Source organism: Kitasatospora sp. NPDC048194, assembly GCF_043202455.1.
Classification (GTDB): Bacteria; Actinomycetota; Actinomycetes; order Streptomycetales; family Streptomycetaceae; genus Kitasatospora.
This window is the reverse complement of record NZ_JBIDAK010000004.1, coordinates 43578-58077: the sequence shown is the minus strand read 5'-3', so window position 1 is coordinate 58077 and position 14500 is coordinate 43578. Positions and strand designations below refer to the sequence as shown.

12 protein-coding genes are annotated in these 14500 nt (G+C 74.1%); 6 read left to right on the top strand and 6 right to left on the bottom strand.

Annotation, left to right across the window (positions count from 1 at the left end; genetic code table 11):
- Position 1 precedes the first annotated feature (1 nt).
- Positions 2–694: a TetR family transcriptional regulator gene (locus ACGF07_RS07200; RefSeq protein WP_392896168.1), complete on the top strand. Its 693-nt coding sequence runs from the start codon at positions 2–4 to the stop codon at positions 692–694.
- A 19-nt stretch (positions 695–713) separates the two neighbouring features.
- Here ACGF07_RS07200 and ACGF07_RS07195 read toward each other — a convergent pair whose 3' ends face one another.
- Positions 714–1205 (bottom strand): Lrp/AsnC family transcriptional regulator, encoded by a 492-nt coding sequence (locus ACGF07_RS07195; RefSeq protein WP_350735540.1) that lies wholly within the window; start codon positions 1203–1205, stop codon positions 714–716.
- Between the two features lie 161 nt (positions 1206–1366).
- Here ACGF07_RS07195 and ACGF07_RS07190 point away from each other — a divergent pair, with 161 nt between their 5' ends.
- The gene (locus ACGF07_RS07190; RefSeq protein WP_392896165.1) at positions 1367–3046 is read left to right on the top strand and encodes a histidine decarboxylase; all 1680 of its coding nucleotides are present in this window, start codon (positions 1367–1369) and stop codon (positions 3044–3046) included.
- 272 nt (positions 3047–3318) lie between these two features.
- Complete coding sequence (locus tag ACGF07_RS07185; RefSeq protein WP_392896164.1) at positions 3319–4233, top strand: LysR family transcriptional regulator; 915 nt, start codon at positions 3319–3321, stop codon at positions 4231–4233.
- Positions 4234–4354: 121 nt separating this feature from the next.
- Here ACGF07_RS07185 and ACGF07_RS07180 read toward each other — a convergent pair whose 3' ends face one another.
- The 3 genes from ACGF07_RS07180 to ACGF07_RS07170 all read right to left on the bottom strand — a co-directional run bounded on the left by ACGF07_RS07180 (position 4355) and on the right by ACGF07_RS07170 (position 6822).
- A complete protein-coding gene (locus ACGF07_RS07180) occupies positions 4355–5587 on the bottom strand; it encodes an MFS transporter (protein WP_392896162.1) in 1233 nt (410 codons plus the stop codon).
- Between the two features lie 128 nt (positions 5588–5715).
- Complete coding sequence (locus ACGF07_RS07175; protein ID WP_392896160.1) at positions 5716–5928, bottom strand: hypothetical protein; 213 nt, start codon at positions 5926–5928, stop codon at positions 5716–5718.
- Between the two features lie 213 nt (positions 5929–6141).
- Complete coding sequence (locus tag ACGF07_RS07170) at positions 6142–6822, bottom strand: PAS domain-containing protein (RefSeq protein WP_392896158.1); 681 nt, start codon at positions 6820–6822, stop codon at positions 6142–6144.
- Between the two features lie 166 nt (positions 6823–6988).
- On the opposite strand from ACGF07_RS07170, the gene ACGF07_RS07165 reads away from it, so the two are divergent.
- Positions 6989–10159, top strand: a complete 3171-nt coding sequence (locus ACGF07_RS07165) for a bifunctional cytochrome P450/NADPH--P450 reductase (RefSeq protein ID WP_392896156.1) — start codon at positions 6989–6991, stop codon at positions 10157–10159.
- An 83-nt stretch (positions 10160–10242) separates the two neighbouring features.
- On the opposite strand, the gene ACGF07_RS07160 is transcribed toward ACGF07_RS07165, so the two are convergent.
- A complete protein-coding gene (locus tag ACGF07_RS07160; protein ID WP_350735525.1) occupies positions 10243–11181 on the bottom strand; it encodes a S1 family peptidase in 939 nt (312 codons plus the stop codon).
- A 632-nt stretch (positions 11182–11813) separates the two neighbouring features.
- On the bottom strand, positions 11814–12377 hold the full coding sequence (locus tag ACGF07_RS07155) for a GNAT family N-acetyltransferase (RefSeq protein WP_392896154.1): 564 nt from the start codon (positions 12375–12377) through the stop codon (positions 11814–11816).
- Positions 12378–12672: 295 nt separating this feature from the next.
- Between ACGF07_RS07155 and ACGF07_RS07150 the strand changes: the two genes are divergently transcribed.
- Together ACGF07_RS07150 and ACGF07_RS07145 are read left to right on the top strand one after the other, a co-directional pair.
- The gene (locus ACGF07_RS07150) at positions 12673–13563 is read left to right on the top strand and encodes a S1 family peptidase (protein WP_392896153.1); all 891 of its coding nucleotides are present in this window, start codon (positions 12673–12675) and stop codon (positions 13561–13563) included.
- 239 nt (positions 13564–13802) lie between these two features.
- Complete coding sequence (locus ACGF07_RS07145) at positions 13803–14459, top strand: hypothetical protein (RefSeq protein ID WP_392896151.1); 657 nt, start codon at positions 13803–13805, stop codon at positions 14457–14459.
- Positions 14460–14500: the final 41 nt, after the last annotated feature.

The window sequence follows — 14500 nt, the reverse complement described above, 5'->3', positions numbered from 1 at the left end:
CATGACGACCGAGGGCAAGCGCGAAGGCACCGGCGAGGGCGTGGGGGAAGACCGCAACGCGGGGCACCGGCCGCTGACCGGTGGCGCACTGACCAGGGCGCGGGTGCTGGACGCCGCCGCCCGGCTGATCGGCACGGTGGGGCTGGTACGGGCCACCACGAAGGAGATCGCCCGGGAGGCCGGCTGCTCGGAGGCCGCCCTGTACAAGCACTTCCGGGACAAGGAGGAGATCTTCGTCCGGGTGCTGCGCGAACGCGCCCCGCGCCTGGCCGACGCCGTCGCCGAACTGCCCGCGCGCGCCGGGGAGGGCGCGGTGCGGGAGCACCTGGAGGCGGTGGTCGAGGTCGCCGTGCCGTTCTACCGGCAGTCCTTCCCGATGGCCGGAGGCCTGCTCGCCAGCCCCGAACTGCTCGCCGCCCACCGCCGCAAGCTCGACGACGCCGGTCCGCACCAGGTGAGTTCGCACCTGGCCGACTACCTGCGGGCCGAACAGCGGCTGGGCCGCGTCGCCGCCGGCATCGACCCGGACGCGGCCGCGGTGCTGCTGGTCGGCGCCTGCTTCCACCGCGCCTTCCTGGAGGTCTTCTACGCCGGGGAGGCTCCCGCCGAGGCCCTGCGCCCCGCCGGCCTGGCGGAGTTCGCGGACGCGACCGTCCGGGCGCTGCTCGACGGCGTCGGAGCTCCCGGGGCCTGAGCCGCGCCAGGCCGCGCGGTCAGCGCCCGGGCGCGAGGTAGCGGCGGCCCGGTATCTGCTCGAAGATCAGGTTGGTCCGGGTCTGGGCGACCGCCGGGTGGGTGGTGAGGTGGTCCACCACGAAGTCGCGCAGGGCCTCGGGACCCGCCACGCCCACGTGGAGCAGGTAGTCGTCCGAGCCGGCCATGTGGAACACCGCCAGCACCCCGGGCAGGTCGGGTGCGGTGCTGCGAAAGCTCTCGTTCTGCTCCCGGGTGTGGGCGCGCAGCCGTACCGAGATCATCGCCTGGAGCGGCAGCCCGATCGCGGCCGGGTCGAGTTCGGCGCGGAAGCCGCGGATGATGCCGCGCTCCTGGAGCGCGCGGACGCGGGCCAGGCAGGTGGAGGGGGCGATGCCGACGGCCGCGGCCAGGGCGTTGTTCGGCAGGCGGGCGTTGTCGGCCAGGACGCGGACGATCGCCCGGTCCACCTCGTCGACGGGCGCGCGCCGGGCCTGCGGATTGTTCGGCATGGCTGCCAGGATCCCAGCTCGGCCCGCAGATTCGCAAACCTGATCGGCCCCGGACCGAATGTTCTTCAGACGGCCTTCCTGGTCGGCGACGAAAGTTCCATCCTTGCCGCGGGTGACGAACGTCCGTCCCCGTCCGCAGCGACCCCCGGAGCGCCCCGTCCATGAGCCCGACCGCGTCCGCCGCCCTCGTGCCGTCCGCAGCCCCGTCCGCAGCGCCGTCCGCGGTCGACCCGGGCCCGGAGCTGGACGGCCGGGACTTCGCGCTCCCCGCTGACGGCCTGGACGACGGGCAGCGGCTGCGCGCACTCGACGCCGTCGACGAGTACCTGACCCGCAAGCGCAACCACCTGGTCGGCTACCAGGCCACCCAGGACATGCAGGGCACCGCGCTGGACCTGGCCCGGTTCATGCCGAACAACATCAACAACCTCGGCGACCCGTTCCAGAGCGGCGGCTACAAGCCCAACACCAAGGTCGTCGAGCGGGCCGTCCTCGACTACTACGCGAAGCTCTGGCACGCGGAACGCCCGCACGACCCGGCGGACCCGGAGTCCTACTGGGGCTACATGCTGTCCATGGGCTCGACCGAGGGCAACATGTACGCCCTCTGGAACGCCCGGGACTACCTCGGCGGCAAGGCGCTCATCCAGCCGCCGACCGCCCCCTTCGACGCGCTGCGCTACGTCAAGGCCGCGCCCGACCGGCAGAACCCGAACGCCCACCACCCGGTGGCCTTCTACTCCGAGGACACCCACTACTCCTTCGCCAAGGCCGTCCGGGTCCTGGGCGTGGAGACCTTCCACGCCGTCGGACTGGAGAAGTACGCCGACGAGTGCCCGCTGGTCGACCCGGTGACCGGCCTGCGCACCTGGCCCACCGAGGTCCCGTCCCGCCCCGGCCCCTCCGGGCTGTCCTGGGACGGCCCGGGCGAGATAGACGTCGACGCCCTCGCCGTACTGGTCGAGTTCTTCGCCGCCAAGGGCCACCCGATCTTCGTCAACCTCAACCTCGGCAGCACCTTCAAGGGCGCCCACGACGACGTCCGCGCGGTCTGCGAGCGCCTGCTGCCGATCTTCGAGCGGCACGGTCTGGTCCGGCGCGAGGTCGTCTACGGCACCGACCCGCGCACCGGCGAGCCGCTGGTCGACCTGCGCCGCGGCTTCTGGATCCACGTGGACGGCGCGCTCGGCGCGGGCTACGCGCCGTTCCTGCGGCTGGCCGCCGAGGAGCCGGAGGAGTACGGCTGGACGCCGGAGGTGGACCTGCCGGAGTTCGACTTCGGGCTGCGGCTGCCCACCGAGCGGCACGGCGAGGTCGACATGGTCTCCTCGATCGCGATGAGCGGCCACAAGTGGGCCGGTGCGCCGTGGCCGTGCGGCATCTACATGACGAAGGTGAAGTACCAGATCTCGCCGCCGTCCCAGCCGGACTACATCGGCGCACCGGACACCACCTTCGCCGGATCCCGCAACGGCTTCTCGCCGCTGGTCATCTGGGACCACCTGTCCCGCCACTCCTACCGCGACCAGGTGGAGCGGATCCGCGAGGCCCAGGAGCTCGCCGCCTACCTGGAGCGCCGGCTGGCCGCCATGGAGCAGGAACTCGGCGTCGAGCTGTGGCCCGCCCGCACCCCGGGCGCCGTGACGGTGCGCTTCCGCAAGCCGAGCCCCGAGCTGGTGGCCAAGTGGTCGCTGTCCTCGCAGGACGTGCTGATGGTCCCGGGCGACGAGACCACCCGGCGCAGCTACGTCCACGTCTTCGTGATGCCCTCGGTCGACCGGGCCAAGCTCGACGCCCTGCTCGCCGAACTCGCCCGGGATCCGGCGATCCTGGGGCGGTGACGGGCCCGCGCCGCCCCTGACAACCCTTCGGGTTCCGGCCTCCTCCGATCAGGGGTGGGGCCGGGCCGCGGTGCGCCCGCGCCCAGGACTCCTTTGCGCCCGCGCCCGGGACTCCCGGACGCGGGCGCCCGGGGTTGCTGCGCGCCCGCGCCCCGGGGCGAGCCGGGGCCGTTGTCCTTGATCGTTGCCACACCGCATCATGGGGACAGGACCGGCCGCCGGGGCCGGCCCCACCGTTCCCGATCGGTGAGGCGTTGACGGAGACCGTGCAGATGGAGCGCATCGACCCAGGGCCGGGGCTGCCAGGGCTGCCGGAGCTGCCGCTCCGGGAGCTCGAGTGCTTCTCGGTGCTGGTGCACCACCTCCACTTCGGGCGCACGGCCGACGTGCTCGGCGTCTCCCAGGGGCGCGTCTCACAGATGATCAAGCGCCTGGAGAGCCGGGTGGGCGCCCCGGTCTTCGAGCGCACCAGCCGCCGTGTCGAACTGACCGCTCTGGGACGGATGCTGGCGGACCAGGTGGTGCCCGCCTTCCGCCGGCTCCGCGAGGGCTTCGACGCTGCCCGTGCCAGCGCGGTGGCGGCGGACCGGCCCCTGCGGATCGGCTTCCAGGGCGTCGTCCACGAGCCGGTCGCCAAGGCGATAGCGGGCCTTCCCGAGCACGCTGCGCACCTTGTGGAGCTCCCCTGGGGGGACCCGTTCACACAGCTGCTCCGGGGGGAGGTCGACGCGGCCATCGTCCTCGCTCCCTGTCACGAGAAGGGCGCTCGCGTCGTGCTGGAGTTCTCGCGGCAGCCGATGTGCGTGGCCGTGTCCAGCACGCACCGCCTGGCACGCGGGACGGCTGTCTCCGCCGGTGAGTTGTCCCGTCTGGGGCTGATCGAGCCGCTCGGGTCGGCACCCGACTACTGGCGCCAGGTGAACGCGCCGAGGAGGACGCCCGGTGGGCACGAGTTGACCTACTCGGCGGGCGCCGGGACGATCCAGGAGGCGCTCACGACCGTGGCGAGTACGCGGCTGGGCCTGTTGCTGTGCGAGGCGAGCACCAGGTACGTCCGGCGCCCGGACATCCGCCACCTGCCGGTTCCCGACCTGGAGCCGACGAGCCTGCTCCTCCTGGAGAACGAGCGGAAGCCGCACGGCCTGACCGGCCGGTTCGCCGAACTCCTGGTGCGGAACACCGGCTGAGACGTCGCCACCGAGACCGGCAGCCGCTCGCGTCGGCGCGTCCCGACGGGCGCGCCGGTCTGCCGCGAGCGGCCCAGGCCGGGGCCTGGGCCGCTCGGGCTTCGGGCGGTTGGAGGTGGCCTCAGCCCGAGCAGACCGGGGCCTCCCGCTCCCCGCGCCGGGAGCGCGCAGCCGCCGGTCGCGGACGTGAACCGAGCGCGATGACCAGTGCGATCAGCGTGACCAGCGACGCGGAGAACAGGACGGCACGGCTCCCCGCGCCGTCGATGACGAGCCCACCGGCGAGGGCGCCCACGGCGATGCTCGCGTTGAACACACCGGCCCACAGTGCGGCCGAGGCCTCGACGCGTTCCGGAGCAGCCTTGCGGACCCAGCTCTGCGTCGACACCGAGACGCCGCCGTACGAGAAGCCCCAGAGGACGAGCGCGAGCAGGACCGTGCGGGTGCTCACCGCGGCGAACGGCAGCAGCGCGGTGGCCAGCGCTATTCCGGCCAGTGCCACGGACACGGCTGCTCCGGTGCGCCGCCCGGCCAGCGGGCCGATGGTGAAGTTCCCCGCGACTCCTGCCAGGCCGTAGGCCAGCAGTGCGACCGCGACCGCGCCCGCGCTCATGCCGGCGTCGAGCTCGAGCACCGGGCGGACGTACGTGTAGCCGGTGAAGTGGCCGAGCACCACGAGCGCCGTGACCGCCAACCCGATGGCGACACCGCGGTTGCGCAGGGCGTCGACGATTCCGTCCGCGCTGCTCCGCCGGCGCACGGGGAGCGCCGGGAGCGCGACGGCGAGGGCGGCCGCGGCGGCCGTGCCGAGGAGCCCGAGCGCCCAGAAGGCGGCACGCCAACCCAGGTGCGCCGCGAGGTACGTCCCCAGCGGAACACCGAGGACCGAGGCGATCGAGACTCCGGAGAAGATGAGTGTGGTGGCGAGGGCGACGCGGGGACCGTCGGCGAGTCTCGGGCCCAGTCCCGCGGCGAGTCCCCATACGACGCCCATCGAGACTCCGAGGAGGATCCGGGCGGCGGCCAGCACCGGGAAGCTCGGTGCGAACGCGGTCAGGGCGTTCCCCAGGGACAGCAGGCCCATGAACGCCACGAGCACCCACTTGCGGTCGCGGAGGCCGATGAGCGCGGGGACGAAGGGGGAGACGACGGCTGCGACGATCCCAGTGACCGAGAGGGAGAGGCCGGTGATCCCGTCCGAGACGGAGAACGTCTTCGCCATCGGGGTCAGCAGGCCCACCGGCATCATCTCGGAGGAGACGACCGTGAACGTGGTCAGCGCTACAGCGATCACCGGTGCCCGGCGGTACGCGATCCCGGTCGCCGTCCGGTCGACCATGTCGGAACTGTTCATGCAGTCAGCTCATCAGCGCCGACCGGGCGCAACAAGATCGTTCACCTCAAGCTTCGATTAGCCCGGGTAATGGAACGGCTCCGAGACCGTGTCCCGCGGAGGGGAGCGGCGCACGCGCCGGGCGGCCGCTACGCGATGCCCTGCCCATCGATGTCCGCTCCCCACTGGTCCTCACCGACCGCGCCCACGCAGTAGCCGCCGCCCTGCACGGTGCCGCCGGCCTCCTGGCACTGCTCGGCGGTGACGTCGTGCGGGAGCGCCCAGGCCGGGGCGGAGGCGCCGAGGACGAGGAGGACGGCGGTGAGGGGGGCGGCCAGCCGGGCCGGCGATGAAGTGATCATGTGTCCTACGGCAGCACGCCCCGAGGACGGCGGCGAGTCCTGTGCCGCCGTTCGCGGACTGCCAGGGCGGCTTTTCGGGCTGCCGGGTGGTGCTGGGCTGCCGGGTGGCGCTGGGCTGCCGGGTGGCGCTGCGGGCTGCCGGGGCGGTTCTCCGGGGTGACGGGCGGAACGCCCCGCGCCCCCCGACGCGGCATCGGCGGGAGCGTCGCCCGGTCACCCCGGCCCGGCCACCTCCGGTGGCCAGGCGCCGGGCACGAGGACACCGAGGGCGTAGGCGCGAGCGACCAGGGCGGTGCGGTTGGGCAGCTGCCAGCGGCGGGCGAGCCGGGCGAGGTGGTAGTTGACGCCGTCCGCGGTGAGCCCGATCTCCTTGGCGATCCGGGCGGTGGTCGCGCCCCGGGCCGCCGCGGCGAGGATGCGGGCCTCGATCGGGCTGGCGCCGGCGCCCGGGCCGGCCGTCTCCGCCGCGGGCCGGGCGGGCGGCTCGTCCAGGGCGCGCAGCGACAGCAGCAGGTTCGGGGTCTGCTCCGGGGTGTCGGCGACCAGGTCGACGGTCATCTCGCCGTGGCGCTCGCCGCCGTCCACGGGCGTCCAGGACACCCGGGCCGGGTACTGCGAGCGGCGGTGCAGGCGGACGGCGTCGGCGAGCGCCTGCAAGGTGGTGCTGTCCCGCAGGCTGAAGTACTCCAGGATCCGGCGGTCGCGCAACTGCCCCGGCAGGACGCCGAACTCGGCCGCCATCGCGCGGTTGACGATCAGGATCCGGCCGCCGAACTCCACCACGGCTATCGGCAGCGGCACGTGGTCCAGCAGGCGCAGCGCCCGGTTGCGCCAGATCACCGCGGCGTCGAGCCGGGTGCCGGCCACCGGACCGCAGCCGTCGGTCGGTCGCATGCTCCGCACTCCTCCCGCGGCACCCGCCCGCATCAGATCTGACGGGTCGTGGGCAAGTCTCCGGATGCCGCAGGCACTACACAATCATGTAGTGATCGCTGCCGTGCGCACCTCCCGGGGGCGCAGAGTGGAGGAGTCGAGAACTTTCCCAGGGAGGGACCAAGCGATGACCGACACCATGACCGAGGCCGTGCCGGCTCCACCGACCGTGCCGCCGGCGCCGGCCGGGACCGTGCCCCTGGTGGACATCTCCGCACTCCCGCCGGTCTCCGCGCCCGTGCTGCGGACCATGGAACTGGTCAGAGAGCACGGACCGGCCTACGTCCAGCGGCTGCACGGGCGCGACACCCTGGTCGTCGGCAGCCTGGACCTGGTGGAGGAACTGGCCGACGAGGAGCGGTTCCGCAAGGCCGTCGGCCCGGCGCTGGAGAACGTCCGCGAGTTCACCGGGGACGGCCTGTTCACCGCCTACAACGAAGAGCCCAACTGGGCCCGGGCGCACGACATCCTGATGCCCGCCTTCGCGCTCGGCTCGATGCGCACCTACCACCCGGTGATGCTGCGGGTGGCCCGCCGGCTGATCGACTCCTGGGACCGCCGCGCGGCCGCCGGGCTGACGGTGGACGTGCCCGACTCCATGACCCGGATGACCCTGGACACCATCGGGCTCGCCGGGTTCGGCTTCGACTTCGGCTCCTTCGAGCGGGACGACCTGCACCCCTTCGTCGAGGCGATGGTGCGCTGCCTGGAATGGGCGATGACCAGGCTCACCCGCGACCCGGAGCTCGACCACAGCGAGCGCGACGCCGCGTTCCGGGCCGACGCCGACTACCTGGCCGGGGTGGTGGACGAGGTCATCACCGCCCGGGCCGCCGGCGGCGGACAGGGGCCGGCCGAGGACCTGCTCGGCCTGATGCTGGACGCGGTGCACCCCGTGGACGGCACCCGGCTCGACATCGAGAACATCCGCAACCAGGTGATCACCTTCCTGATCGCCGGTCACGAGACCACCTCGGGCGCGCTGTCCTTCGCGCTGTACTACCTGTCCAAGCACCCCTCCGAACTCCGGCGCGTCCAGCGGGAGGTGGACGCGCTCTGGGGCGACCGGCCCGACCCGGAGCCCACGTACGAGGACGTCGGGCGACTGCGCCGCACCCGCCAGGTGCTCAACGAGGCGCTGCGGCTGTGGCCGACCGCTCCCGCGTTCAGCCGGGAGGCGCGCGAGGAGACGCTGCTCGGCGGGCGGATCCCGGTCCGGCCGGGCCAGCCCGTCTTTGTGGTCACGCCGATGCTCCACCGCGACCCGGCCTGGGGCGACAACCCGGAGCTGTTCGACCCGTCCCGGTTCGACCCGGAGCGCGAGGCGGCCCGCTCGCCGCACGCCTTCAAGCCCTTCGGGACCGGCGAACGCGCGTGCATCGGACGGCAGTTCGCACTGCACGAGGCCACCATGCTGCTGGCCATGCTGGTCCACCGCTACCGGCTGATCGACCACGCCGACTACCGGCTGGCCCTCAAGCAGACCCTCACCATCAAGCCCGACGGCTTCACCCTCGCCCTCGCCCCGCGCACCCCCGCCCCGACGGCGCAGCCCGTCCGCGGCGCGGCCGGCGCCGCCGAACGCTCCGAACTGCCCGGCCGGGTCCGACAGGGCACCGGCCTGCTGCTCCTGCACGGCTCCAACTACGGTGCCTGCCGCGAGTTCTCCCGCCACCTCGCGGAGGCGGCCGCCGAACTCGGCTGCGCCACCGAGATCGCCCCGCTGGACGCCTACGCGGACGGGCTGCCCACCGACCGGCCGGTGGTGATCACCGCCGCCTCGTACAACGGGCAGCCGACCGACGACGCCGCCGCCTTCGTCCGCCGGCTGCAGGAGGACGGGAGCGCGGTCGGGGTCGAGTACGCGGTGCTCGGCATCGGCGACCGGACCTACGCCGCCACCTACCAGCGCGTCCCCGCCCTCATCGACGACCGGCTCGCGGTCCTCGGCGGGACCCGGCTGCTCGCCCGCGCGGAGGCGGACGCCTCCGGCGACCTGTCCGGCACGGTCGGGGAGTTCACCGAGGCCCTGGGCACCGCCCTGCTGGAGCGCTACGGGGACGCCGACGCCCCGGCCGCCCCCCGCCAGGAGGAGGCCGGGTACACCGTCACCGAGCTGGTCGGCGGCCCGCTGGACGCGCTGGCCGCCCGGCACGGCATGGTCGAGCTGACCGTCACCGCCGTCGAGAACCTGACCGACCCGGCGTACCACCGGGTGAAGCGGCTGGTCCGGCTGGCGCTGCCGGAGGGCGTGGAGTACCGGACCGCCGACCACCTCACCGTGCTCCCGGCCAACGACCCCGACCTGGTCCGGCGGGCCGCCGACCTGTTCGGCGTCGACCTCGGCACCGTGCTCTCCGTGGTGGCCCACCGGCGCTCCGGCCTGGCCCTGGACCGTCCGCTGACGGTCCGCGAACTGCTGACCCACCACGTGGAGTTGCAGGACCGCCCGAGCGCCGCGCAGCGCACCGTGCTGGCCGGACTCAACCCCTGCCCGCCCGAGCAGGCCGCGCTGCGGGCGCTGCCGGCGGACGACCCGCGGACGCTGCTCGACCTGATCGAGGACCACCCGGCGCTGCGCGGGCGGTTGAGCTGGCCGGTCCTGCTGGACCTGCTGCCGCCGATGCGGCCGCGGCACTACTCGATCTCCTCCTCGCCCGCCGCCGACGCCGGCCGGGTCGACCTGATGGTCTCGGTGCTCAGCGCCCCGGCCCGGTCCGGACGGGGGACCTTCCGCGGGACCGGCTCCGGCTACCTCGCCCGGCTGGCCGTCGGCGACACCGTACGGGCGCGGGTGCAGCCGTGCCGGGAGGTGTTCCGGATCGGCCACGACACCCCGGTGATCATGATCGCGGCCGGCACCGGCCTGGCCCCCTTCCGCGGCGCGGTCGCGGACCGGTGCGCGCTCGCCGGGGGAGGGGCGGAGCTGGCCCCGGCGCTGCTGTACTTCGGCTGCGACGACCCGGAGGCGGACTACCTGCACCGGGCCGAACTGGAGGCGGCCGAACGGGCCGGTGCGGTCTCGATGCGGCCGGCGTTCAGCGAGCGGCCGGTGCAGGGGCGGCGCTTCGTCCAGGACCGCATCGCCGTCGAGGCGGCGGAGGTCTGGGGACTCCTGGAAGCCGGCGCGCGGGTGTACGTGTGCGGTGACGGCGCCCGGATGGCGCCGGGCGTGCGGGAGACCTTCCGGACGCTGTACCGGGAGCGCACGCCGGGGGCGGACGAGCAGCGGGCCCAGGACTGGCTGCAGGGGCTGGTCGAGTCCGGCCGCTACGTCGAGGACGTGTACGCGGGCTGACGGGAAGCGGGCCCGGCAGGCCGGAGCCCGAGCCGTCTCGGCTGCCGCACCGTGCGGCGGGCCGGACGGCTCGGGCTCGCGGATCAGTACACGTTCACGTGGTAGTTGGCGAGCGCCGCGTTGACCGGCTGGAAGAAGGTCGTCCCGCCGACGGTGCAGTCGCCGCTGCCGCCCGAGGTCAGGCCGAGCGCCTTGGAGCCCTCGTACAGCGGGCCGCCCGAGTCGCCGGGCTCGGCGCAGACGTTGGTCTGGATCAGGCCGGTGACGGTGCCGCCGCCGGAGTAGCGCACGGTGACGTTGAGCGCGGTGACGGTGCCGGTGTGGGTGCCGCTGGTCGAGCCGGTGCGCGTGACGTGCTCGCCGACGTAGGCGTTCGGGGCGGAGGTGAAGCCGCCGGGGTTGCTCAGCGCGAGGTTGTCGTACCGGACCAGCGCGTAGTCGTGGCCGGGGAAGGTGGAGCTGACGGTGGGGCCGATCGGCGTGCTGTGGGCGCGGTCGGTGTACCAGCTGCTGGCGACGTTCCCGCAGTGCCCGGCGGTCAGGAAGTAGTGGGTGCTGCCGCTCACCACGTTGAAGCCGAGCGAACAGCGGTACTGGCCGCCGTAGATGGCGTCGCCCGCGGCGAGCAGCGGGGTGAACGCCCCGGCGACCCGGTGGATGGTCAGGGTGGCGGCCGCCGGGCCGGCGGCGCGCATGATCCTGGCGAGTCCTTCGGGGGACACGGTGCTGTCGGCGGTCACCACGACGCGGCCGGCCGCCTGGTCGACGTACCAGGCCGTTCCGTCCACCGCGGCGTTCATGACGGCGTCGCTGACGGCCGCGAGCTGTTCGGGGGCGGCGGTGTTCAGGGGGGTGGTGGTGTCCGCGGGGGTGGTCGTGTGGACGGGGGTGGTGGTGTCGACGGGCGCGGCCGCGGCGCCCGGCACTGCGACCGCGGTGGCGGTCAGCAGGCCGAGGGCCACGGCGAGCAGGCGGGTGCGGCGCGTGGTGCCGGTGCTGGGGGTCCTGCGCAAAGTCCTCACCGATCTCCTCCTGGGAGTGGGAGGCCCCGGGGGTCGGGGGCCGTGAGGCGCGGTCAGGAGACGGGCGGACACCTGCCGGTGCTGTCCCGAAGCACGGAGGATGATCTGCCCCTGACAGGCGCTGTCCGGAAGTATGAGGAAGCGGAAGTTCCTGTACAAGCTTTCTGACCTGGTGTCGGCGGACCCGCTCGCCGTCGGCCGAACCCGCCGATCCGCCGTTCGGAGACTGCGGCCTCGCCCGCTCACCCGGTTGCCGCGCCCGGCGCTTCGTGGGCGTCCCGGATCACCGGGGGCTGCCGATCGATCGGTCGGAAGGCGGCGGAAGAAAGTGTTATCGCCCGGGGTGCCGGACGGTCTCCTGGGCACGGGAACGGGCGCGCGACGCCGCGGCAGAGGGACCGCGGCCGGCACGCGGGGTTCGAGATGGGGCGCTCCGTGCGGAGACGAGGTCTCCGGCCGCGTCCGTTCCCACGGCGGCCGACCGGATCGTCCCGTCCGGCGGCGCCGCCCGGCGGTCCGCACGCACCCCACGGCGGTGGACCGCCGGGCCCGTGCGACGGTCCACCGCCCGTCGGCTCGGTTCGTCAGCCCGTCGAGCCGCCAGGCTGTTGGGGCCTCGGGCTGTCAGAGGCTCAGGTGGTCAGCGCAGCCCATCGGGCGCGCTCCAACCGCCAGACCAGTTCCTCGCCGGTCTCGGCCGGGGCGAGCGCCTCGGCGGGACGGCGCAGGTGCTCGGAGAAGCCGAGCCGGGCCGGAACGGCGGCGCTCGGCAGATTGGCCGGGTCGTGCACGATCTCGATGAAGTCCACACCCGGCAGGAGGAAGGCCTGCTCGGCCAGTGCCCGTGCGGCCCGGGTGGCGATCCCGCGGCCGGTGGCGCCGGGGTGCAGCCAGTAGCCGATCTCCCGACCGTTCTCCGCGGTGTCCGAACGCCGGAACAAACCGCAGGCGCCGACGATCGCGCCGTCCAGCAGGATCGCGTAGCTGAAGTCCCGGCCGCTCTCCCACAGCCCTGGCCGCTCGGCCAGGAAGGCGGTCGTGCTGGCCAGGCTGTGCTCCGCGACCCACGGCATGAACGGCCGCAGGTGCTCCAGTGACTCCTCGATGACCCGGAAGTACTCGGGGAGGTCCGCCTCGCCGCGGAAACGGCGCAGCGTCACCTCGCCCAGCGGGATCTCCTGCTCTGCCAGCTCCATCCGTGGAGGATTCCCGCTACTCCGCCGTGCCCGCAACCCGATTACGGCGGATCCGCGGCCGGTTCGGTCCGCATGGCGGTGCGGACCGCCGGGCCGGTCGGGGCCGCACGGCCGCCGGCGCCGGCCCGACGAGTCCGGTCGGCGACCCGCGGAAGTCGCCGTGGTGTCGGAGAGTGACCGAGGCGATACTGTTCGTCCACGGTCCAGTGGCTCCGCGCACCTCCCGGACGCCGCCCGTGGCCGCCCTCCGATGACGGTCCCGGCCGTCGACCCGCGCCTGCGACAGGGAATCCCCATGCTCTTCCGCGCCGCCCGTGGCCGCCTGCGCCACGCCATGACGATCGGCCTCACCGCGGCCGTGGTCGCCGCCCTCCTGGGAGCCGGCACCACCGACCCGCCTCCCGCCCGGCGCGCGGCGGAGACCGCACCGCGCGCCCGGATCATCGGCGGCAGCGAAGTCGCGGACGACGCCTACCCGTTCACGGCCGCGCTGCTCCTCCAGAACCCCGCCGCCAACGACTACCGGAACCAGTTCTGCGGCGGCAGCCTGATCGCCCCCGACTGGGTGCTGACCGCCGCTCACTGCGTCTGGGGCTGGGAGCACGAGGGGTTCGACGTCGTCGTCGGCCGTACCCAGCTGTCCGACACCGGAAAGGGCCAGTTCCGGCACGTGGAGGACGTCAGGATCCACCCCCTGTACGACCCGGAGAGGGGCGACTACGACGTGGCGGCCGTGCAACTGGAGGAGGCGGTGTACGGCATCACACCGGTGCGGCTGCCCACCAGGGGCACCGACGCGGGGCTGCGCCCCGGCCAGGCGGCCACGGTCCTCGGCTGGGGCTTGACCGATGACGTGCTCTTCCACAAGCCCGACCGGCTGCACCGGGTGGAGGTGCCGCTCCTCGCCCACGAGGAGTGCTCGATCGCGGGCGGGTTCGACCCGGCGACCATGGTCTGCGCCGGCCGCGAGGGCCGCGACGCCTGCCAGGGCGACAGCGGCGGCCCGCTGCTGCGCACCGTGCCCGGCCGTGAGGTCCTCTACCAGATCGGCGTCGTCCACGAAGGCTACGGCTGCGGCGCGCAAGGCGGCCCGGGCCTCTACATGTCGACCGGTTCGGCGAGGCTGATGGACACCTGGCCGGACTTCCCGCTCGCCGAGGACCAGGACGCCGCCGCGGGCTCCTGACGCCGCCGCGGGCTCCTGAGGCCGGGGACCGTCGGCCCGTGGGCGCCCGTCGAGTCCGGGGGCCCTGGAGGCCAGGGCCGGCACGGCGGTGCTCCCGGTGTACGCCGGGCAGGCGCCGGCGATCCCTCGGGCGGGGACCCGGCTGCGGTGAGGCCCCGCGGCGTTCGCGCCGTCCGGGCGGGGGCGGCTGTCGGAGGGGGCGGGCAGGATGGGGGCCGGACCGGCAAGGGGAGGCGGAGTTGAGCGCCACGGGCGTGTGGGTCGTCGGCACGGTGTCCGACGAGGAGCTGCGTGGCCTGCGGCCCTCGACGGCGGATCGGGCGGCGGCGTCGCCGTTCCCGCCGCCGTCGGCGCCGGCCGGCTGTGCGGCGGAGCTGGACTGGTGGCGGGGACGGGCGGGGGAGTCCCTGTTCGCCAGGTCGACGGACGGCCACGGGGAGTGGACCGCCACGGAGGACGCCCGGTGGCTCTGCGCGTTCTTCGACGGCTGCCGCGACGGGGCCGAACCGGTCGAAGACCTGCGCGACGCCGTGATGGAGCGGTTCCCACCCGAGGACGAGGAGGGGCTGTTCGCGGCAGCCGCCCGCAAGGCCAACCCGTTCTGGGCCCTGGCCTACGCGCTGGGGCCGGAAGCGACGCTGCGACTGCCGGGCTGGTTCGGTGACGTCCTGCTCGACTCCGCCGGGCTGCGCGCCTGCCTTCCCGCGGCCGAGGCGGCCCTGACCATGACCGGTGCCCGGCGCCGGGACGCGATCGAACGGATCCACGCCTGGATGACCGGCCTCGGTGACGCCCCCGACCACGACGCCGATGCCCTGCTCGACGGCCCGCTGCGCGTGCTGCGGTACGCCGCTCGCACCGGCCGGGGCGTGGCCGCGTTCACCAGCTGGTACTGACCCGGGCTGCGGCTTTGGCGACCGGCCGCCTGACCAGGCAT